The organism is Plantibacter sp. T3 (assembly GCF_902506515.1).
Classification (GTDB): Bacteria; Actinomycetota; Actinomycetes; order Actinomycetales; family Microbacteriaceae; genus Plantibacter; species Plantibacter auratus.
This window is the reverse complement of the sequence record NZ_LR733286.1, coordinates 943001-963461: the sequence shown is the minus strand read 5'-3', so window position 1 is coordinate 963461 and position 20461 is coordinate 943001. Positions and strand designations below refer to the sequence as shown.

Genomic DNA, 20461 nt, shown 5'->3' with positions numbered 1-20461 from the left:
ATTCCAGGCATGTCAGATCTGCAGGTCGCGGGCCGGGGTGCCCACGGCGTTGCGGTTCGAGAAGCGGGAGGTGAAGCGGAACGGCTCGTCCGGATCGAACGGGTTGCCGGCACTCAGGGCGTTCGGCCAGCCGAACAGGACGACCTCGGTGGGCGTGTAGGAGTAGCTGTTGAGCAAATAGCCGGCACCCGGGGTGTTCTCCACGCGGATCGTCGCCCCGTTGACACCGGGCGTGAACGAGGCTCCGGGTTCCATTCAGGGCGCGTCGTCGGGCCCCAAGTTGGACTGGCCGCTCGCGGAGTCGGGGTCGAAGCCGGTGATCTGCACGTCGTAGGTCGTGGTCCCGACCGGAACGGACGCCACGGTGGTAACGGTCTCGACGACGGTCATGGGTTGCTCCTCCGGTTGCGTCGCTGCCCTCGCCGCGACTCATTTCGATACTGTATTGAACGTATGCGTGGGTGGAGTTTCGATGCAGTGTCGAAAGTGTTTCCGGGGTGTGAACCCTGCGCCGAGGTGCGGTGAAACGCAGAACCGGCGCCCGCCGCGAATGCGAGGGGCGCCGGTTCCGGGAGTCGCGGTTACGGGACGATGACCGCACGCCCGCGGATCGCGCCCGCGTGCAGGTCCTCGTAGGCCTTCGGGGCGTCGTCGAGCGAGTACGGCTGCACCTCGACGTCGACCTTGCCCGCCTTCGCGAGCTCGAAGACCTCGATGAGCTCGCTCCGCGAACCCCAGTACGGCACGCGGACGGCGGCGTCATAGGCGATCGAACCGAAGCCGATGGTCGCCGATCCGCCACCGATGCCGACGATCGTCACGTCGGCCTCCATGGCGGCGACCGCGGTGGCCGTGGCGATCGTCGGGTTGGCGCCGACGAAGTCGAACACCGCGTCGACCCCGACACCGCCGGTCAGCTCACGGATCTTGCCCGCGGCCGACTCGTCGCTGATGAGCGTGACGTCGGCACCGACGTGCTTCGCCAGCTCGAGCTTCTCGTCGCTCACGTCGAGGACAATGACCGTCGCTCCGGAGAGCGCCTTGAGCATCTGGATGCCGACGTGACCGAGGCCACCGGATCCGATGACGACGGCGACGGTGCCGGCGCCGAGCTTCGGCAGGCTGCGCTTGATCGCGTGGTACGGCGTGAGCCCGGCATCGGTGAGGGACACGTTCTTCACGGGGTCGAGGTCGCCGATCGGCACCAGATGGCGCACGTCGTCGACGATCATGTACTCGGCCATCGAGCCCTGGCTGCCGAGTCCGGGAGGACGGATCCCCTCGGCGACGGCGTTCGTGCAGTAGTTCTCCTTGCCCTGCGAACAGTTCAGGCAGTGGCCACAGCCCCACGGCCCGTAGACGGCGACCGCGTCACCGATCTGCAGGCTCGTCTCGACACCCTCGCCGAACGACTCAATGACGCCGGCGCCCTCGTGTCCGAGCGTGAGCGGCAGCGGGTACTGCTGCGCGAGGTAGTCCTCCTCGGGGAGGCTCATGACGTAGTCGTCGGAGTGGCAGACACCGGCGGCGGTGACCTTCAGCAGGATCTCACCCGGCCCCGGCGTCGGCTTCTCGATCTCGACGACCTCAGGGGCCGAGCCGATCTTCGTGTACCGCAGTGCCTTCATGGTGAGACATCCTCCTCGAGCGTCGGAACCGCACGCCGCAGTCGCTCACTAAGCGACGTGTGTCAGATAAGTCTGACCGTTCCAGTATGCGCCTCGATCCGGCGGCCGGCACCCCGTTGACAGCGCTCTGACACCGACACCCGTCAGCGCGGTTCCCAGGCCAGGACGACCTCGAGGAGCTCAGCTCGCGACAGCCCGCTGTCGACCTGGAGGACCGGCTGCGGCAGGGTCGCGAGCCAGGCCTCGTGCGACGCCCGACTCCGGCCGTCGAACGCAGGGTCGTCGTAGCCGCTCGCCCACTCACGGAACTCCCGCCACGCGCGGTCGTCGTGCGGTTCGCCTGCCCGCCGCTCGATCTCTCGGACCTCCAGACGCCGCAGCCGCTCCGCCGGATCGAGGGTCACGAAGACGATGGCGTCGCACTCGGCGACGATCTCGTCGCCCCAGCCGGGCATCGAACCCGACAGGACCCACGCCTCGCGCGGCACGAACAGCTCGCGCATGAGCCGCACCCGCTCCGCGTCAGAACGCTTGGTGACGTAGGGCGGGTCCGTCGGCACCCAGAAGTAGTCGTCGGCGTCGGCGTGCGGGACGGACCAGTGATCGGCGAGCGCCCGCCCGAGCGTCGTCACGCCACTACCACTGGCGCCCATCACGTGCACTCTCGATCGTCGCATCCGTCCATTCTGACGCGTCGGGCACTGAACGACTCAGGCGCGGTCGTGGAGGGTCAGCTGGTAGCCGTCGGGGTCGGCGAAGGTGAAGGTGCGGCCGAACGGGCCGTCGATCGGAGCCGAGACGATCGTGTGGCCGTCGGCGACGAGGGCGTCGTGGATCTCCTGGACGTCCGTGGCGTACAGCCAGATCGCCGCGCCGATCCCAGGCTGGGGCGCGGAGGCGAGATCGGTTCCGGGGACGATGTCGCGCAGGGCGAAGGCCGTCGGCGTCGTCTCGAAGACGACCGCGTGCGGCGGGCCGGCCTGCGAGCGGACGAGGCCGAGGTACTGCTCGTAGAAGGCCTGCGAGGCGTCGAGGTCGGTGACCTGGAGGGAGATGAAGTCCGGTCCGGTGACGGGCATGATGTGCATCCATTTCTCTTGTGTCAGTTATCTGACACACTCAGCCTATGTCAGAATACTGACATGAGTCAAGACGGGATCGAACTGGACACCTCGCTGGGGTACCTCCTGAAGGAGGCGTCGAGCGCACTCCGCTCAGCCATGGAGGCGGTGCTGCGGCCACTCGGCATGACGATCACGCACTACTCCTGCCTCGAACTCCTCGCCCAGCGACCTGGGCTGTCGAACTCCGAACTGGCCCGCGGTGCCTTCGTCACCCGACAGTCCATGAACGTGCTCCTGCAGGCCCTCGAGCGCGACGGCTTCGTCAGCCGCCCCGAACAGGCCCCCGTCGGCAAGGCGCTGCCGACCCGGCTCACGCCGCTCGGTCGTGAGCACCTCGCACAGGCGACCGCCGCCGTGCGATCGGTCGAGGTCCGAATGCTGAGCGGCCTGAACGCCGATCAGCAGCGGGAAGCACTCGTCGTCCTGCGCAGCATGATCCGATCACTTCGCGACGACGAGCGCTGAGGCGCCCGTCAGTCGGTGATGGGAAGGGTCTCCACGAACGCCTGGATCCGGTCCGCCACAGCGACCGGGACCTGCCAGGCCGTGAAGTGCGCCCCGCGATCCAGTTCCGTCCAGCTCCGGATGTCGCTGTAGGCCCTTGCCGCGTAGGAGCGCGGGAGTCCGCGTTCGCCCGTCTGCACGGCGACGGCCACGGGCACCTCGATCAGCGGGAGTTCGGGCTGCTTGGGGTGGTCGCGATACGGCCGGAACGATGATCCGATGCTCTGCGTGAACCAGTACAGCGAGACCGTGGTCAGCAGCTCGTCGTCGGTCCACCAGGTGCCGTCGCCCGCCCACGCGAGGAGCTTCTCCGCGATCCATGCGGCGAGGCCCACCGGCGAGTCGTTCAGGGCCGTCGCGAGGATCTCGGGCCTGGTTGCCTGCACACGGGCATAGGCGAGACCGCGAGCCCACTCCTGGTCGTGTCGATCGAGCCAGTCCTGCTCCTCGGCGGTGAGGTCGCGCGCTCGGGACGCAGATGGGAAGGCGGCGTGCGTCGCGAACTGGCCGATGACCGATTGGGGATACAGGGCCGCGAGCCAGTCGCTCGTCGTCGACCCGACGTCCTCGCCGTAGGTGAGGTAGCTCGCGTGCCCCAGCACCTCGGTCATGAGTGCGTGCATGAGTTCGGCGACCACCGGGCCGGTGAACGGCCGGTCCACGAGGGGCGCTGAGAACCCGTACCCGGGCAGGGATGGGACGACGACCTCGAAGCCGAGTGTCCGGCCGTCGCCGAGGTCGACCGTGCGTCCTGCGAGTTCCCTCGCCAGCGGCAGCATCTCGATGAAGGAGTACGGCCAGCCGTGGAACGCGATCACCGGGACCGTCACCGTGACGCCGTCCGGTGCCGGTAGCCGCGCGACATGCAGCCGCTGCCCGTCGACCTCCGCCTCGAACTGCGGCACATCCTGAAGTTCGCGTTCGATGCGCCGCCAGTCGAAGCCGTCCCGCCAGTGGTCGACGAGCGACCGCAACCGGTCGAGCGAGAGGGCGCTCTCCTCGCCGGCGTCACCGATCGCGGCGGGGAGGCGAACCGCGTCGAGTCGCCGCTGCAGGTCTTCGAGGTCGGCATCGGGCACCTGGATCCGGAACGAACGCATGCGCTCGACGCTAGAGCAGACGTCCGACAGGGATAAACGATGCGCAGCGACGGAGCGTGACCACGATGCCCTGGTATCATTTAGCTATAGCTAATGATCGGGGAGTCGATGAGTACGCTGATTCGGGACACCATGAGCGCGGCGGGGACGAGCGGGGCCGAACTGGCTCGGCGCCTGCACGTCACGCCTGGGGCGATCTCGCAGCTCTTGAAGTCCGAGGAGGACGCGACGATCAAGCTGGCATCGCTCGAGCGGGCACTGCGCGCCCTGGGGAAGGACATCGTCATCAACGCGGTCGAGTCGTCATCACCCGCCGCTCGGTTCTCGCCGGCGGGCGTCTCCCAGGCGATGAGCGACGCACTCATCGAGGGAGATCGCACCTTCGCCCTCCGCCTGCTGACGCAAGCGGCGCAGAAGGTCGCAGTCGAGCCCGACCTTGCGACTGATCCGCTGTTCGCCAGACCTCCAGAGCAACTCCCGGACACCGGATGGGACACCCTGTTCCGGGCCCATTACGGCCGAGCGCTGCCTGATGCGCTCACCGCACGATGGCCCGAGCTGACGCCGCTGCCCGAGCCATGGTTCATCTCCCAGTTCGACAGCCTGCGGGAGCGTGCGCGCACCCGCTCGCCGGAGCACTTGCGGCGCCTCAACATCTTCATCGACGAGCAGAGCCTGAGCCGCGCGTGAGCCGTGAGCCGCAGTTGGATCCAGGTTTCGTCCGCCAGTTGATGCGGGAGCTCCGGACCTCCTAACGAACCGGAAGAAGCAGATCGCCGTCAGGCGCCGGGTCAGTCGCCAAGCGGGCGTGCAGCTCGACATCGAAGCGATCGTCGCCGTACGCGAGCTTCTGCCGTTCGATGCCCTCGGGGAGGAAGCCGGCCCGTGTCGCGACCCCGCAGGACGCAGGGTTGTTGACCCGATGTCCCAGTTCCAAGCGGAACAGCCCCTCGCGGAATGCGTGATCGGCGACCGTCCTGACCGCTCGCGTCGCGAGACCGCCGCCCCGCGCACCCGCGATCAACCAGTAGGACAGCCAAGCTGTGGAGTGCCGACGGTCGATCGCGGAGACACCGACGTTGCCGACCACCGAACCGTTGCGGACGACCGCCCAGTTGAGCCGGGACTCGGAAGAGGTCAGCGCGCGCTCGATGAACTGGACCGCGTCCTGGACCGTCGACAGGTCTGCATGGCCGAATTGCGGAGCCAGGTCGACGTTCTCGACGAAGGCGGCTTGGAGCGACTGCGCATCGTCAGCGTCCCACGGGCGCAAGAACGTATCGACCATGCGCCCAGTCTGGCAGCACCCGCATCGCCGGGTATTGACGCGGGTTCCCTGATGACACCGCCCGTCGCGACGCGTACCATCTTCGGTACCGGGCTCCCTCGCCCGGTTGTGGCCCAGACCCCGCCGCCGCTTGAGCCGGCACCCGAATGTCTGGATCGCAGCGGCGGGGCTGGGTTCCGGTACCCAGGTTCGGATAGCCATCTTGCGAACGGACCGAGCATTCCGCCGAAACGACCGGATCCAGCGCGTACCATGATCCGTACCGGGCTCCCTCGCCCGGTTGTGGCCCAGACCCCGCCGCCGCTTGAGCCGGCATTCGGGTGTCTGGAACGTTGCGGCGGGTCTGGTTCTGAGTATCAGTGACCGACTGCAGGACACCTGCCCGGTGTCTGATTCAGGCGCGGTAGTGCGCCGCCAGGCGCTCGAGGCCCTCGTCGATCGAGACCGCCGGCGTCCAGTGCAAGGCCGCGCGGGTCTGACGCTGGTCGAACCAGTGGGCGGTCGACAGCTGTTCCGCGAGGAAGCGCGTCATCGGCGGCTCATCGGCGCCGGGGCGGATGCTCCACAGGCGCTCGACGAGCCCACCGGCAGCTCGGGCGACGCCGGCGGGGATGCTGAAGGCGGGCGGCTTCACGCCGGCTGCACGGCAGATGCCCGCGAGCAGCTCGCCGACCGGCCGCGGCTCCCCGTTCGTCACCACGAACGCACGGCCATGTGCCGTCTCCGCGTGCTCGAGTGCCGCCGCGATGGCCGACGCCGCGTTCGCGACGTACGTGCTGTCGATGAGGGCGGTTCCGTCGTCGAGCAACGGCAACCGGCCGCGGCGTGCGCGGTCGACGATGCGCTCGACGAGCTGCGGGTCGCCCGGGCCCCAGACGAGGTGCGGCCGCACGACGACGACCGCGAAGCCGCGACGGTCCCGCGCGAGGGCGTGCAGTTCGCCCTGCGCCTTCGTCCGCGCGTACTCCCCGCGTGCCGCGTCCGGGTCGGCCGGTTCCGCACCGACACCCACGAGCGCCGAGCCACCGTGCGCGACGGACGGCGAGGAGATGTGGACGAACCGTGAGACGCCCGCGGTCTCGGCCGCGTCGAGGACGACCTCGGCCCCGGTGACGTTGACCCGCTCGAACTCCGCCGGATCACCCGCCAACGAGACCTTCGCGGCCAAATGCACGACCGCGTCGACACCGTCCATCGCCGACTCGACGACGGCTGCGTCGGTGATGGATCCGCGCACCTCCTCGACGTCGGTGAGTGCCGACGGTCCACGCTGCAACACCCGGACGCGATGTCCACCGCGGAGCAGCTCGAGGGCGACCTCGCGGCCGAGCATGCCGCTCGCGCCGGTGACGAGGACCGTCACGGGGTGCTCAGCCGTTCACCGGCCAGGATGCCTTCCGCCCACACCGACAGGCGGGTGCGGTCGATCTTGGAGTTGTGGCGGATGTCCGTCGGCAGCTCGGGTACGACGAACACCGCGACGAGCGGCTGCGTCGAAGCATCCCGCACCTGTGCTGCGAGCTGGGCCTCGGCGAGCTGGACCCGCTTCGTACCCGTGGTCGTCTCGACGATCGCGACGCACTGGCGGAGGCCCTCGGGGCCGACGCCCACGACGGCGGCGCGGCGAACGAGCGGCACCGTCTCGATCGCCTGCTCCGGTCCGACCGGAGCGATCGGTCCGTCCTGGGTCGCGATCACGTGCGGCAGACGGCCCTCGATCCAGAGGCGGCCATCGGCGTCGAGATGCCCGACATCGCCGGTGCGGTGCCAGCGTCCATCATCGGCGACGTCGCGGACTGCGGCCCGGTCGGTCAGCCAGAGGCGGTCGTACTGCGACTTGAGGTGATCGGCCGAGATGATGACCTCGCCCAGGCGGTCCGCGTCCTGCGTCGGCGCACCCGTGGCGCGTCCGGCCTCGTCGAGCGGGCTGATGCGCACGTCGACGCCGCCGATGGGCGTCCCGACGCACACACCCGTGTGCTCGGTGTCCTCGTCGGGCAGCGTGTCGAGGGTGATGTCCGAGACGAGCAGGCACTCGGTCATGCCGTACACCGCGTGTGCGGACGCGTTGGGCAGGACGCCCACGAGTGCCGTGAGGAGCTGGCGACTGACGGGCGCGCCCGTCGAGAGCACGGTCCTGACGCCCTGGAGCGCCTGACGGTCCTTACTGTCGAGCGCGTCGGCCGTCGCGACCACGTTCAGGATGGCGGCCGGCGAGAGGAACACGATGTCGGCGTCCGTCTCGGCCACGGCGGCAGCGACCGCTCGAGCGGTGAGCGTCCGCGGCGCCGAGATGTCCATCTCAGGCGTCGAGGAACGGGCCCCGAGCGCCGGGCCGAGGAGGGCGAACGGAGCGAAGCCGGTGACGAGTCCCGAATCGGCGGTGATCGCGAAGTGCTCCGAGAGGACGTCACGGAGCGACGACAGCTGGGCGTGGGTGTACTTCACGCCCTTCGCCGGGCCGGTCGATCCAGAGGTGTACAGGATCGCCGCGAGGTCGGTCGGGCCGGGTTCGCTGGGCAGCTCAGGCGTCGTGCGGGTGTCGAGCAGGTCCTTGAGGCTGTACGAGACGCCGAGAGCTGCTGCTGTCGCGCCGGGGAGGCGGGCGGCTGAGACCTTCACGCCGGGCCAGCCGAGCGCCCGGGCTGCGGCGAGCCCCTTGGTCTCACCGATGACGTAGGCGGGCCAGGCACCGCGCACGGCTCGGTGGAGTCCCTTGACGCCGAGACCGGCGTCGGCGACGACCACGACCGCGCCGATGCGCAGGCAGGCGTAGATGACGGCGGTGAGCGTGGCGCCAGGCGTGACGAGTAGCGAGACGCGGTCGCCCCGTCGCACACCGATGCGGTGCAGGCCGGCGGCCAGGCGGGTCACGCGGTCGTCGAGCTGCCGCCAGCTGACGCGACGTGCGGTTCCGGACCCGCGCTGCTCGACGATGGCGTCGCCGTCGTCGGTGCGACGCTGGTCGAGCCGACGCCACAGCGGCTCGAAGCCGGTGTCGGACGCGGACGCCTCGGCGGGAGCAGTCGGCACGGTCGCCGCGGCCGCACCCTGCGGCAGGCGGTCGCCGAGCCAGGTGAGCAGCGATTCGGCGACGGGGGCGTCGTCGATGACGAGGTGGCCGGCGCCCTCGAAGCGGTGGACCTCGGCGTGCGGAAGGCGGTCGGCCAGGTCGTCGAGGTAGCGGTCGCTGAAGATCGGATCGCGCGGGCCCCAGAGCATGACGGCCGGGACGCGGAGCTGGGCGACGTCGTCGGCGAGGCGCTCGAGGCGCGGGAAGCTGACGTGGTCGGGCGTCGCGGGGATGTCGGCGACGAACGCACCGATCCCCCGACGGCGGGCCGGCGACCCGTACGGGCTCCGGTAGGCGTCGCGGACGTCGCGGTCGAGCGGCGGTGACGCGAGGGAGAGCGTCGTGTCGAGGAACGCCGTGGTCTGGACCGATCCGGCACCGAGCATGCCTCGAGCGCCTGCGAGACGCAGCGGCGCGGGGATCGCCGTGCCCTCCGGGTGGTGCACGGCGGTGTTGAGGAGCATCGAGCCGACGAGCTCCTCCGGGTGCTCCGTCGCCCAGCCGAGGGAGATGACGCCGCCCCAGTCGTGGCCGAGCGTGACGACGGGACCGGTGATGCCGAGCGCCTCGGTGAAGGCGGCGAGGTCGGCGATCCGCTGTTCGAGGGTCCGGGTGGTCTCGGTGCGCTCCGACCAGCCCATCTCCAGCTGGTCCACCGCGACGACGCGCCAGGCGTCGCCACCGGAGGACGCCTGCTCGACCGACTGCGTGACGAGCGAGCGCCAGAGGTACGACCACGTCGGGTTCCCGTGGACGGCGAGCACGGTGCCGACCGGTGTCGCGCCGGCTTCGGCGAGCGCCGAGGCGGTGTCGAGGTAGTGCCAGTTGCGCGTGGTGCCGGCGTCGGCCAAGCGGCCGGGGACGTCGATGCGGTGGGAGAAGGCGGCGGGCAGGCCGGGCAGACCTGCGGCGCGCACCCCCATGGTCCGCAGACCGACGTTCGCGGCGACGGTGCCCGCTACCACGCGAGTTCCATGAGGCCGGTGTTCAACCCCGAGCCGACGCCCATGAGGAGGACGCGGTCGCCCTTGTTCAGGGTCGACTGCTGGTCGGCGAGGGTGATCGGGATGGAGGCCGGCCCGACGTTGCCGAGGTAGGGATAGGTGACCGGGACGCGACTGCGGTCGAGCGAGGCGGCCTTCACCATGGAGTCCGTGTGGATGGACGACACCTGGTGGGTGATGTAGCGGTCCATCTTCGACCACCGCCATGAGTCACCGGCGGCCTCCTTCCAGGCGGAGACGACGAGGTCGAGCCCGCCCTTGAGGAGTGCTCGGGCATCGGTGAACATGCCGTCGACGCTGCCGACGCAGAGGTGGTTGAACTCCGTCGCAGCGCGGGTGACGCCGCCGAGGATGCGGTGCCCCTCGGGGTGGCGGTCGGCCGGCCCGATGACGGCGGCGGCGGCCCCGGAGCCGAGGGTGAGGGAGGCGAACTCGCTCATGAAGTCGTCGCGGTCGATGGTGCTGCCGCTGAGGCGCTCGATCGTGTTGGCGTGCACCTCACTCGCGTCCTCGCCGTTGACGATGAGCGCGTACTCGATCTGCCCGGACTCGATCATCGCGGCCGCCATCGTCATGCCTGTCACGAAGCCGAGGCAGGCGTTGGCGATGTCGAAGTTGATGGCCGAGCTCGGCAGGCCGAGTCCGTCGTGGATGCGGACGGCGACCGAGGGCTCGAGGTGCTGCCTCGTCACCGAGGTGTTGATCATGAGCCCGATCTGCGAGGGCGAGATGCCGGCCTCGGCGAGCGCGCGGCGACCGGCCGACACCGTGGCGTCGTCCGAGTTCTCGCCGGGTCCCCAGTGTCGTCGCTCGACCACACCGGCGACGCGTCGCAGGATGCCCTTCGGGAGGCGGGCGCGTTTCATCGCGGCCGCGAGGCCCTCTTCGATCTCGACCGAGGTCACCACTGCGGACGGCAGCGTGCTCGCCACCGACAACATGGCCACATTGTCGAATCGGGTAGTTGCGTTTCCGGTCACGATTCCTCCGTGCCTCTGACCAGGCAGTCTTGACCGCCAGCGTCTGACGGTACTCCTCTACCCTGAACGTGGACGAATCGTGTCCCCGTTGTTGACAGCGGGTGCCCAGCGGGACAGCGCGCGGGGCGTCCGCCTAGGCTGGTGGACGCGGCCCATTCCGCCGGTGCCGCTTGATCGGAGGATGTCCCGATGGTGGTCCGCCCCTACTGGTTGAAGCGCGCGAGCATCGAGGAATTCGAGGCGGCCTACGACCCCGGGACGTGGCCCTCGTACACCGATTCGACCGGCCTGCCGCTGGTGGCCGAGGCGATGTCCAACCAGGATCCGGCGACACGTGCGTTCATCGTCGGGCGGCTCCTCGACGACGGTGCGGACGCGACGGTCGTCCTCGACGAGGGGTACACCCTGCTGCACGTCCTGCTGGCGCAGCGCGCCCGGGACCCCGAGGTCGACCCTCCGCTCGTGCGTCGCCTCATCGCCGCCGGTTCGGACGTGAACCGGCCCGCCGGACGACACCAGCGCCGCCCGGTGGAGGAGGTCGACCACCCGAAGCTGTCTGCGGAGGAGCTCGAACCCTATTACCGTGCGTTCTTCGACCAGCCGGGCCTCGAGCTCCTCGCGCCCGACCCGCACGGGCGGTCGGTGCTCGACCGGGCGCGCTCGAGTCGCTTCCGGCGCCCGCAGCTGTTCGACCTGGTCACGGCGTATCTGGACGCGGCCGGACTCGCTCCCGCTGATGAGGCCCTGACCCGCACAGCGACCTGGCAGACCCTCGATGAGATCAGTGCCGTCTACACGCCCGGACTCGCGTCCGCCGTCGATGAGAACGGCGACAGCCTGCTCCACGCCGTCCTGCGCAACCCTGATCTCGCCGTCCGCTCCACGCTCATCCCGCAGCTGCTGGCCGACGGCGCCGATGTCACCCTCCGCACCGCCGAGGGTGACAGCGTCCTCCACCTCGCACTCGACCGCTCCGGTGCGCGTGAGGCGGAACAGGACGCCCGGGTGCTCCGCGCACTCATCAGCGCGGGTGCCGATGTCAACGCGTCGTCACCGGCGAACGGCGTTCCGCTGACCGCGCTCGCCGGGCAGGGCAACTTCCCCGAGAGCCGGCTCGAACCGCTGTACGACGTGCTCCTCGCCGCGCCTGACCTTGACCCGGCCGTCGTCCTCGCCGACGGCCGCACCGCGCTGGATGTCGTCCGCACGGCACGGCCTCCTCGTCCGGTGCTCCTCGCCCGCCTCGAGGCCCTTGCCGTCTGACACCGGAGCCGACCGACCGTGGGAGCCGCGATCCCTGAATCGGCATTGTCGTGCGCTCACATCCCCGCAGTAGCCTGTGGGGATGACCACCCGCCGCACCCTCGACCAATCCTCCAAGCTGAAAAGCGTCCTCTATGAGATCCGGGGGAAGGCCCTCGTCGAGGCCGTGCGTCTCGAGGCCGACGGGCACCGCATCCTGAAGCTCAACACCGGCAACCCCGCGATCTTCGACTTCGAGGCACCGCACCAGATCGTGCGCGACATGATCGCCGCACTCCCCCACTCCCACGGGTACAGCGACAGCCGCGGCATTCTCTCCGCGCGTCAGGCCGTCTCCTACCGCTACGAGGAGATGGAGGGGTTCCCCCGGGTCGATCCGGAGTGGGTGTTCCTCGGCAACGGCGTCTCCGAACTCATCACGATGACGATGCAGGCCCTCCTCGACGACGGCGACGAGGTCCTCATCCCCGCGCCCGACTACCCGCTGTGGACCGCGATGACGAGCCTCGCGGGTGGCACGCCGGTGCACTACCGCTGCGATGAGGAGGCGGACTGGGCGCCCGACATCGAGGACATCCGCTCCAAGATCACGCCGAACACCAAGGCGATCGTCGTCATCAACCCGAACAACCCCACGGGCGCGGTGTACTCCCGTGAGGTGCTGGAGCAGATCGCCGGCGTCGCGCGTGAACACGGGCTCCTCCTGCTCGCCGACGAGATCTACGACCGCATCCTGTACGACGACGCGGTCCACATCCCGATGGCGACCGTCGCCCCCGACCTCCTCTGCCTCACGTTCAACGGCCTGTCGAAGACCTACCGCGTCGCCGGCTACCGGTCCGGCTGGCTCGTCATCACGGGGCCCCGCGACCACGCCAAGGGCTTCCTCGAGGGCATCACCCTCCTGGCGTCCACGCGCCTGTGCCCGAACGTGCCCGCGCAGCACGCGGTGCAGGCGGCGCTCTCCGGTGTGCAGTCGATCGACGCCCTCATCGCACCGAGTGGTCGCCTGCTCGAGCAGCGCGACGCCACCTGGGCCGGCCTCAACTCCATCCCGGGCGTCTCCTGCACCAAGCCGATGGGTGCGCTCTACGCCTTCCCTCGCCTCGACCCCGAGGTCCACGAGATCCACGACGACGAGCAGCTCGTCCACGATCTGCTCGTGGCGGAGCACATCCTGCTCGTCCAGGGCACGGGCTTCAACTGGCCGGACCCCGACCACCTGCGGGTCGTGACCCTGCCCGAGGAGCGCGTGCTGACGGACGCGATCGAGCGGCTCGGGAACTTCCTGTCGTCCTACAAGCAGTAGGCGCGCGACAGCAGGACATCAGCGCGGTAGCAGGATGTTGTCGAGCAGCACGTCCTGCTGCCGGGCGGATCTCCCGCCCTAGACGCCGAGGTAGCGGCCCGGCCGGTGGTTGAGCGCGAGGATGAGGTTCAGGAGGACCGCACCGAGCGCCGAGACGAGCACGTTGAGCGGCGGCACGGCGACGAGCGACACGAGCACCACCACGGTGTCGACGGCCATGAGGACGTAGCCGGCACGGATGCCGAAGCGGTCCTGCAGGATGAGCGCGACGATGTTGAACCCGCCAAGGCTCGCCCGGTGTCGGAACAGGATCAGGATGCCGACGCCGCAGAGCACGTTACCGACGACGGCCGCGTAGAACGGGTCGATGTGTCCGACCGGCAGGAACAGCGGGTGCACCCCGGACAGGACGGACACGAGCACGATCGCGCCGCCGCTCCGCAGCGTGAACACCCAGCCCTTGCCGCGGATCGCGAGCAGGAAGAACGGCAGGTTGATCGCGATGAACAGCACCGGGAACGGCACGGGCGCGAGGTAGCTGACGAGGAGCGACAGGCCTGCCGTCCCGCCGGTCACCGCCGAACCGGCTTTCAGGATGAAGAGGCCGAACGACACGACCGTGACGCCGACGAGCAGCCCGAGGATGTCCTCGACCGCCCCGTGTCGGACTGGAGACGGCGCCGGGGCAGGTGTGGAGGGAGCCTGCTGCGCGCTCGACGTCGCGGCGCTCGGCTGCTGGGTGCTCATTCCGCCAACGATGCGTCAGCTCGTCGTCTTGCGCAACACGAGTAGAGTGCAGTGGTCATCGTGCTCGATTTCCAGCCCGAGAGTGAGCAACATGCCTCATCCTGCGACCATCGACCATCTCGACGCGCGCATCCTGACTGCGCTCGACGACGACCCGTCCATGACGGCGCTCGCCCTTGCACGCACCCTCGGCGTCGCGAGGAACACCGTCCACGCCCGTCTGCGCCGACTCGAGACAAGCGGCGCACTCGGCGCCCCGAGTCGCCGGGTGCGACTGTCGGCGCTGGGCTATCCCCTCACCGCGTTCATCGAGATCTCCATCCGGCAGGACCTCGCGACCGAGGCCTACGCGGCCCTCGAGTCGATCCCGGAGATCGTCGAGGTGCACGCGACCACCGGAGACGCCGACCTCTTCGCGAAGGTCGTCGCGCACGACACTGAGGACCTGCACCGTATCGCCGGTGTGCTGCTCGCGGCTCCGGGCGTGGTCCGGACGAACACGAAGGTCTCACTCATCGAGGTCATCCCCTACCGCGCGTCGACCCTCCTCGATCGCCTCGCCGAGGGGCCGTCAGCGCGCTGAGGTCGTCAGCGCGCTCGAACCGTCAGCGCGCCGATCGGGCGCGCACCACGGCGGCCGTGCCCGCGGCGATCGCGACGATCGTCCCGTAGCCGAGGACCGTGGCGTGGAGCCCGATCGCCGAGGCGAGGAGACCCGCGATGACGGCCGGGACCCCGAAGGACAGGTAGGCGACGATGTACAGCGCGGCGAACAGCTCCGCGCGTTCGTCGGCCGGCGCGAGCGGGACGAGCGAGGCGATCGTGCCCATGAACGCCGTGCCGAACCCGGTGCCGGCGATCACGACGGCGACCACCGCGATCGGGAGCGACCCGAGGATCAGCGCGACGAGGAGGAGCACGGTCCCGGCGGACAACGCGGACGCCCCGTAGACCGCCGCGACGACGGGTCGGCGACGGTGCAGCACCGCGGCGGCGACGGCCCCAGCGGCCGGCAGCAGCCCGATGAGGAGCGCCCCTCCGAGCTGGCCGTCCACGCCGAGTTCCGTGTGCATGATGCTCGGCCCGAGGGAGAGGAACAGCCCGCCGGTCGCCCACCCGCCGAGGACGATCGGGATGCTCACGACGAACAACCGTCGGGCGTCGACGGGGACGGCTGCGCGGGGACGGATGGCGCGGGCCCATCCGGGAGCGCGGGCGGAGGTCTCCGGCACGATCCAGATGGACGCCGCGATGAGCAGATAGGCGACCGCCAGCGGCAGGAACGTCCAGCTCGACGGGTCGGCGACCGTCTGCAGCAGGACGCCCGCGAGGATCGTGCCGGAGGCGAGACCGATCATCGGTGCGATGGCGTTCAGCAGGGTCGCCGCTCGTGGCCGCTCGGGCGGGGCCAGATCGATGATGGTCGCCGACAGCGTGGAGAGCAGCGCCCCACTGGCGAGCCCTTGGAGCACGCGGGCGAGGTACAGCAGCGCTCCGGAGTCCACGTGCCAGAGGAGCAGCATGCTCCCGGCGAGCACGACGAACCCGGCGGTGATGACCGGGCGACGTCCGAGGTGGTCCGAGACCGAACCGATCGTGAGGAGCGCGACGAGCAGGGCGAGCGCGTAGGCAGAGAAGGCGATGGTGACGCCGATCGGGCCGATGCCGAGCCGTTCCTGGAGCTCCGGGTAGAACGGTGACGGGGCGCTGGCGCCGGCGAGCATGAGCGTGCTACCGAGCCCCGCGAGGACGAAGCCGAAGCGACGGCGCGGCAGCATGGGCGCGCCGGCAGCCGCGGTGGGCACGGGTCGGGTCGGGGGTGACGGGGTCGTCGTCTGCACGGGCGGGCATCCTTTGGTTCCAAAAATATCGAACGATTGGACGATACGCGCTTTCCGCGGATTGTTCAACTATTATCGAACCATGCCTGCACCAGCCGATCTCACGCACCCCGACCGCGAAGCGATCGAGCTGCCGGCCGTGCTCTTCGCGCTCAGCGATCCCGACCGACTCGAGATGGTGCGGCAGCTCCGGGACGGGCCGATGGACGCCGCGAACTGCACCGCCCTCGACCCCACGATCCCGAAGTCGACGAAGTCCCACCTCATGAAGGTGCTCCGCGAGGCCGGCGTCATCCGGAACGAGCCGAACGGTCGCCACCGCACGCTCACCCTGCGGCGTGATGACCTCGACACCCGGTTCCCGGGCCTCCTCGACGCCGTCCTCGACGCCGACTGACCGGTGCCCCCCGCCCCTCGGGTTCGCCGCTCGTGGACGGGAGCTGCCAGAATTGTCGGCGCGGTGATCCACCGCACACACGACGACAGGGGGCTGGGGAACATGGGAACGCTGCGGTACGGGAACGAAGCACTCGAACTCGAGGACCGGACCCTCGCCCATGTGCAGATGGTCGTCGTCTCCAAACTCCGCAAGGGTGAGGCGTTCCTCCTCTCGTGGACGATCGACCCCGCACACGGCTCGGGCCGCTACGCGATCTGGATCGAGACCGGCGTCCCCATCGTCTTCCGGTTCACCGGCTCCCGCCCGGTCTCGCTCAACCGCGCCTGGTTGCAGGCCATGCTCGACCGCACCTACACGCCGGCGGGGCTCGAGCTGATGCCGGAGACCGACTACCCGGAGCTGTCCGCCGACAACTGAGGCGCGGCCGCCGGCACGATCCCGAGTAGCACAAGTGATCCGACCGTTCAAGCATCGGTCGTCCGACACGTGCCCGATTACCATCGGATCATCGAAGGTCGGGGACTTCTGAGAGTCGGCTCGAGCGGCGCCTGGAGGGCCCGCAGCGCGCAGTCGAAATCGTCGAAGACATTCGGAGGCGGGTCACACGGATCAGACCGTGCGGCCCGCCTCGCTGTTTCCCCTCAGACCAGGTGGGGAAGACCGAGTGGCCTCCCGGCCCATCGACGCCTCAGAGCCGTCCGTTCAGTGCTGCGGCTGCCCCTCGGGCTCGGTGCGGTCGATCGAGTCGACGGCCTCGCGCATGCGGTCGAGGAAGTCGACGATGCCGGCAGCGATCTCCGGTTCGATCCCGGTGGTCGCCTCCATCATGCGGTGGTGCATGTGGCTCAGGGTCTTGCGGACCTCCGAGTCGGCGAAGTCGGTGGTCGAGACGGTGACGCGGCGACGGTCGGTCTCGCTCGGCCGACGGACGACGTGACCCGCCGCCTCCAGGCGGTCGAGCATGACCGTGACCGATGAGGTCTTGATGCCGAGGTAGGCACCGAGATCCGTGGGGCTGACCAGGCGGTGCTCCTGCTTGGCGCGCAGCATGAACCGCAGCGCGAGGAGGTCGTTCTCGCCCATGTGCATCTCGTCGCGGGTCCGACGACGCATGGCGGCCTCGGCGGCACGGTACAGACGCATGGCCTCGAGCATGCGGCGGCCGCGCTCGTGCTCGTCCTGTTCGTACCAGTAGTGCTGCGCGTCAACGGCTTGGGCGGTCATGAAGTCCAACAGTAGTGGTTCTCGTAACGAGATTGTCTAGCGGAGTCTGGATCGCGATGTCAAGTGGGGTACATGCAGACGCATGAATAGCTAGATTCTCTAACAACACGAACGTTGAGCAAGGAGCAGTCATGAGCACGGTGTTGGAGCGAGGCACGGGGACCACGGTCGCCTGGGCCGAGCCGGACGCGACCCTCTGGGTCGCCTCGGTCGACGGCGAGTACGCCGGCATGGTCGAGTTCCGGGACGGCCGCTTCGTCGCCGCCTCGAGCACCGGCAAGGACCTCGGGGTCTTCGTCTCCCTGCTCCGCGCCAAGGAGGCGGTGGAGAACGGCCCGGCGAAGACGCTCCAGTTTCCGTACGTCGCCGCTGTCGCCGCGTCCGCGATCGTGTCCGCGACCGCCGTCGCCTTCACCGCGTTCGCCGTCCTCTAACCACTCCGTGAAGCGCTCGCTCGAGGTGCTTCCGGACGGCATCCTCGCCGAGCGCGCCGCCGACGGAGACGCCACGGCCTTCGAGGTCCTCGTCTTCCGGCACGGTTCACTCATGCGCGCCTACGCCGTCCGCGTGCTGGGCAACCAGTCGGAGGCGGAGGACGTCGTGCAGGACGTCCTCATCCAGGCGTGGGGCCAGCTGGACCGGCTGAACGACCCGAACGCGGTGAAGTCCTGGCTGATGCGCATGGTCTCGAACCGGGCGATCGACCGCATCAGACGCCGCCGCGAACACAGCGAGATCGAGGATTGGAATGCCCCCGCCCCGTCCCATCAATCCCCGGAACGGGTCGTCGAGGTGCGCATGCAGATGAGCGCACTCGCTTCGGTCCTCGACCGACTGCCCGCCATGCAGCGTGAGTGCTGGATGCTCAAGGAGACGGGCGGGCTGTCGTACGTCGAGATCGCCGAGTCGCTCGGGGTCCCGACGTCGACGGTGCGCGGTCAGCTCGCGCGAGCCAGACAGACCGTCCTGCGGGAGATGGAGGTGTGGCGATGAACGACGACGACCACGAGTCTATGCTCGACGGCCTGGCCGGCGCCGACCTCGACGGGCACACGATCGACGAACTCTCCGACTACCTCGACAACGGCCGTGAGCCCCTCGACCCCGACATCGAAGCCTCCCCCGGTTGCCAACTCGCCCTCGACGCCCTGCTCCGGCTGCGCACCCAGACCTGGGCGCTCCTCAAGTCGGAGGCGGCGACGCACTCCGAGCAGGACCGCTCCTGGATGCACGCGGTCCTCCAGAACATCTCGCTCGAGGCGCACGCCGGTCGGGACATCCCGCTCAGGCACCCGGACCCCGAGGTACACCTCCGTATCACGGAGGGCTCTGTCCGCACCCTGATCCGCGGGGTGGGCGACAGCGTCGGCGGGGTCATCGTCGGTCGGGTCCGGCTCGACGGCGATGTGACGACCCTGGACGCGCCCATCACGGTGGCGATCACCGCCTCGGCCGCGTTCGGCAACAACCTCGAACGGCTGTCGCAGCTCATCCGGGATCGCGTCGTCGCGGAACTGGCCACGCACACCGAGCTCAACGTGGCTGCCGTCGACGTCACGATCATCGACATCCACACGCAGCGCGTCGCCCGCCCGGAGGACTCCTGATGGACACCGATGCCGCACTCTCGCAGCAGCTCACCGCCGTCGTCGCCGCGACACCGGGGGTCACGACGGTCTACGCGTCCGGGTCGCCGATCCGTGCGGTCCTGCGGACCGTCGCCGACGCGGTCGGGCGTGACGACGACGAGCCGACAAAGGTGGCCGTCGGTCGCGGAGCCGACGGCGCGCTGACGATCGGCGTGACCATCGGCGTGACCGACGGGGCTCCGGTCCCGGCGACCCTGCGTCTCGTCGGCGATGCGATCCGTGGGGTACTCGCGACGTCGATGGAGGGGATTCCGATCCATGAGATCGACGTCCGCGTGTGCCGGATCGAGGACGCAGCACCGCTGGGAATGCCGCTCACGGGCGCGGCGACCACACCGTAGACCCCGTCAGACGGGCGCCGGCTCCTGCTGCACCGTGGGTGCCGTGCCGGTCGTCCGCGCGCGGTGGCGGCGTTCGATCGCCTGGCCGACATAGCTCGCCACGATGATCAGCGCCGCACCGAGCGCACCCAGCGGGCCGATCACCTCCCCCGCGATGAGCACGCCGACGAGGAGCGCCCAGACGGGTTCCGTCCCCATGAGGATGCTCGCGCGCGACGCCGAGGTCCGCCGCACCGCCCACAGCTGGACGACGAATGCGAACACGGAACACAGCAGACCGAGGAACAGCACGTCCAGCCAGCCGCGCAGATCCAGCAGCGTGACAGCCGCAGCGAGACCGTCACCGGCGATGAGGCTGAACGCCCCGGCGCACACGAGCATCTGGACGAACACCACGCCGAGCGTGCTGTCGGTTCGACCTCGCGTCAGGTGCGCACTCGACGTCACGTGCACCGCACGGACGACGGCCGCGGCGATCACGAGCGCGTCGCCCGCGGTGGGTGCGCGGAGACCGCCGTCCGACACGAGCAGCGCGACACCGACCACGGCTGCGACCGCCGCGACGAAGTAGGACCTCGGGAGCCAGGACCGCGACGCGACACCGTCGAGCACCGGCGTCATGACGAGCGCGAGGCTGATGAGCAGCCCGGCGTTCGTCGCCGAGGTCAGGTGCACGCCCCACGTCTCGAGGCCGATGATCGCGGCCTGCGAGCAGCCGAGTGCCGCCGCGATCAGCAGGCCCCGTCCGCGAGGGAGCCGCTCCCGTCGCACGAGACAGATGAGCCCGATGGCGATCACCGCCACCAGGAAGCGCAGGGCGACCGCGGCCGGCACACCGGTGACGGCGGCGAGGTCCTTCGCCGCGAGGAAGCTGGCGCCCCACACCGCCGCGACCCCGACGAGCAGCACATCGACGATGAGTTCGGAGGGTGCGCGGCGGGCCATGCCGCTACTCTCCAGGAGACGGACACGACAGAACAACAGGC

At 69.6% G+C, this 20461-nt stretch carries 25 protein-coding genes; 11 read left to right on the top strand and 14 right to left on the bottom strand.

Going from position 1 to position 20461, the window contains the following annotated elements; translation table 11 throughout:
* Positions 1–12: 12 nt before the first annotated feature.
* The 5 genes from GV015_RS04680 to GV015_RS04665 form a co-directional block, all read right to left on the bottom strand.
* A complete protein-coding gene (locus tag GV015_RS04680) occupies positions 13–255 on the bottom strand; it encodes a hypothetical protein (RefSeq protein ID WP_159876915.1) in 243 nt (80 codons plus the stop codon).
* The gene (locus tag GV015_RS19215) at positions 256–390 is read right to left on the bottom strand and encodes a hypothetical protein (protein WP_256377191.1); all 135 of its coding nucleotides are present in this window, start codon (positions 388–390) and stop codon (positions 256–258) included.
* A gap of 191 nt (positions 391–581) precedes the next feature.
* Positions 582–1628: an NAD(P)-dependent alcohol dehydrogenase gene (locus tag GV015_RS04675; RefSeq protein WP_159876913.1), complete on the bottom strand. Its 1047-nt coding sequence runs from the start codon at positions 1626–1628 to the stop codon at positions 582–584.
* Between the two features lie 143 nt (positions 1629–1771).
* Entirely contained in the window at positions 1772–2305 is a 534-nt protein-coding gene (locus tag GV015_RS04670; RefSeq protein ID WP_159876911.1) for a hypothetical protein, read from the bottom strand.
* A gap of 33 nt (positions 2306–2338) precedes the next feature.
* On the bottom strand, positions 2339–2707 hold the full coding sequence (locus GV015_RS04665) for a VOC family protein (protein WP_159876909.1): 369 nt from the start codon (positions 2705–2707) through the stop codon (positions 2339–2341).
* 63 nt (positions 2708–2770) lie between these two features.
* Here GV015_RS04665 and GV015_RS04660 point away from each other — a divergent pair, with 63 nt between their 5' ends.
* On the top strand, positions 2771–3217 hold the full coding sequence (locus tag GV015_RS04660) for a MarR family winged helix-turn-helix transcriptional regulator (RefSeq protein WP_159876907.1): 447 nt from the start codon (positions 2771–2773) through the stop codon (positions 3215–3217).
* Positions 3218–3225: 8 nt separating this feature from the next.
* On the opposite strand, the gene GV015_RS04655 is transcribed toward GV015_RS04660, so the two are convergent.
* On the bottom strand, positions 3226–4356 hold the full coding sequence (locus tag GV015_RS04655; protein WP_159876905.1) for an epoxide hydrolase family protein: 1131 nt from the start codon (positions 4354–4356) through the stop codon (positions 3226–3228).
* A 108-nt stretch (positions 4357–4464) separates the two neighbouring features.
* Between GV015_RS04655 and GV015_RS04650 the strand changes: the two genes are divergently transcribed.
* Positions 4465–5046, top strand: a complete 582-nt coding sequence (locus tag GV015_RS04650; RefSeq protein ID WP_159876903.1) for a helix-turn-helix transcriptional regulator — start codon at positions 4465–4467, stop codon at positions 5044–5046.
* A gap of 61 nt (positions 5047–5107) precedes the next feature.
* Here GV015_RS04650 and GV015_RS04645 read toward each other — a convergent pair whose 3' ends face one another.
* The 4 genes from GV015_RS04645 to GV015_RS04630 all read right to left on the bottom strand — a co-directional run bounded on the left by GV015_RS04645 (position 5108) and on the right by GV015_RS04630 (position 10662).
* Positions 5108–5644, bottom strand: coding sequence for a GNAT family N-acetyltransferase (locus tag GV015_RS04645; RefSeq protein ID WP_159876901.1), 537 nt, complete (start codon positions 5642–5644; stop codon positions 5108–5110).
* 394 nt (positions 5645–6038) lie between these two features.
* Positions 6039–7007: an NAD(P)-dependent oxidoreductase gene (locus GV015_RS04640; protein ID WP_159876899.1), complete on the bottom strand. Its 969-nt coding sequence runs from the start codon at positions 7005–7007 to the stop codon at positions 6039–6041.
* Entirely contained in the window at positions 7004–9682 is a 2679-nt protein-coding gene (locus GV015_RS04635) for an alpha/beta fold hydrolase (RefSeq protein ID WP_371416536.1), read from the bottom strand. Before GV015_RS04635 ends, GV015_RS04640 begins: the two co-directional genes overlap by 4 nt.
* Entirely contained in the window at positions 9676–10662 is a 987-nt protein-coding gene (locus GV015_RS04630; protein ID WP_194718740.1) for a 3-oxoacyl-ACP synthase III, read from the bottom strand. The genes GV015_RS04635 and GV015_RS04630 overlap by 7 nt, the downstream gene beginning before the upstream one ends.
* Positions 10663–10890: 228 nt before the next feature.
* Here GV015_RS04630 and GV015_RS04625 point away from each other — a divergent pair, with 228 nt between their 5' ends.
* Both GV015_RS04625 and GV015_RS04620 read left to right on the top strand, forming a co-directional pair.
* The gene (locus tag GV015_RS04625) at positions 10891–11964 is read left to right on the top strand and encodes a hypothetical protein (protein ID WP_159876897.1); all 1074 of its coding nucleotides are present in this window, start codon (positions 10891–10893) and stop codon (positions 11962–11964) included.
* A gap of 82 nt (positions 11965–12046) precedes the next feature.
* Positions 12047–13273: a pyridoxal phosphate-dependent aminotransferase gene (locus tag GV015_RS04620; RefSeq protein ID WP_124768111.1), complete on the top strand. Its 1227-nt coding sequence runs from the start codon at positions 12047–12049 to the stop codon at positions 13271–13273.
* Between the two features lie 78 nt (positions 13274–13351).
* On the opposite strand, the gene GV015_RS04615 is transcribed toward GV015_RS04620, so the two are convergent.
* The gene (locus GV015_RS04615; protein ID WP_079704563.1) at positions 13352–14020 is read right to left on the bottom strand and encodes a YitT family protein; all 669 of its coding nucleotides are present in this window, start codon (positions 14018–14020) and stop codon (positions 13352–13354) included.
* A 91-nt stretch (positions 14021–14111) separates the two neighbouring features.
* Here GV015_RS04615 and GV015_RS04610 point away from each other — a divergent pair, with 91 nt between their 5' ends.
* Positions 14112–14603: an Lrp/AsnC family transcriptional regulator gene (locus GV015_RS04610; protein WP_159876895.1), complete on the top strand. Its 492-nt coding sequence runs from the start codon at positions 14112–14114 to the stop codon at positions 14601–14603.
* 22 nt (positions 14604–14625) lie between these two features.
* Here the strand turns inward: GV015_RS04610 and GV015_RS04605 are convergent, their stop codons facing one another.
* Positions 14626–15861 carry an MFS transporter gene (locus tag GV015_RS04605; RefSeq protein ID WP_201299350.1) on the bottom strand — a complete coding sequence of 412 codons (1236 nt, stop codon included), beginning with the start codon at positions 15859–15861 and terminating at the stop codon, positions 14626–14628.
* A gap of 82 nt (positions 15862–15943) precedes the next feature.
* Here GV015_RS04605 and GV015_RS04600 point away from each other — a divergent pair, with 82 nt between their 5' ends.
* Complete coding sequence (locus tag GV015_RS04600; protein ID WP_064295809.1) at positions 15944–16258, top strand: helix-turn-helix transcriptional regulator; 315 nt, start codon at positions 15944–15946, stop codon at positions 16256–16258.
* Between the two features lie 102 nt (positions 16259–16360).
* Positions 16361–16678 (top strand): hypothetical protein, encoded by a 318-nt coding sequence (locus tag GV015_RS04595; protein ID WP_121293133.1) that lies wholly within the window; start codon positions 16361–16363, stop codon positions 16676–16678.
* A 285-nt stretch (positions 16679–16963) separates the two neighbouring features.
* Here GV015_RS04595 and GV015_RS04590 read toward each other — a convergent pair whose 3' ends face one another.
* The gene (locus GV015_RS04590) at positions 16964–17485 is read right to left on the bottom strand and encodes a MarR family winged helix-turn-helix transcriptional regulator (RefSeq protein ID WP_079704559.1); all 522 of its coding nucleotides are present in this window, start codon (positions 17483–17485) and stop codon (positions 16964–16966) included.
* Between the two features lie 131 nt (positions 17486–17616).
* Here GV015_RS04590 and GV015_RS04585 point away from each other — a divergent pair, with 131 nt between their 5' ends.
* Genes GV015_RS04585 through GV015_RS04570 form a run of 4 tightly spaced genes read left to right on the top strand, consistent with a single transcriptional unit; the run spans position 17617 to position 19475 of the window.
* On the top strand, positions 17617–17919 hold the full coding sequence (locus GV015_RS04585; protein ID WP_124768103.1) for a hypothetical protein: 303 nt from the start codon (positions 17617–17619) through the stop codon (positions 17917–17919).
* A 7-nt stretch (positions 17920–17926) separates the two neighbouring features.
* Complete coding sequence (locus GV015_RS04580; RefSeq protein WP_079704557.1) at positions 17927–18478, top strand: RNA polymerase sigma factor; 552 nt, start codon at positions 17927–17929, stop codon at positions 18476–18478.
* Complete coding sequence (locus GV015_RS04575; RefSeq protein ID WP_236555329.1) at positions 18475–19092, top strand: hypothetical protein; 618 nt, start codon at positions 18475–18477, stop codon at positions 19090–19092. Before GV015_RS04580 ends, GV015_RS04575 begins: the two co-directional genes overlap by 4 nt.
* Positions 19092–19475 carry a hypothetical protein gene (locus tag GV015_RS04570; RefSeq protein ID WP_159876893.1) on the top strand — a complete coding sequence of 128 codons (384 nt, stop codon included), beginning with the start codon at positions 19092–19094 and terminating at the stop codon, positions 19473–19475. The genes GV015_RS04575 and GV015_RS04570 overlap by 1 nt, the downstream gene beginning before the upstream one ends.
* A 6-nt stretch (positions 19476–19481) precedes the next feature.
* Here the strand turns inward: GV015_RS04570 and GV015_RS04565 are convergent, their stop codons facing one another.
* On the bottom strand, positions 19482–20420 hold the full coding sequence (locus GV015_RS04565; protein ID WP_079704555.1) for a DMT family transporter: 939 nt from the start codon (positions 20418–20420) through the stop codon (positions 19482–19484).
* Positions 20421–20461 lie beyond the last annotated feature (41 nt).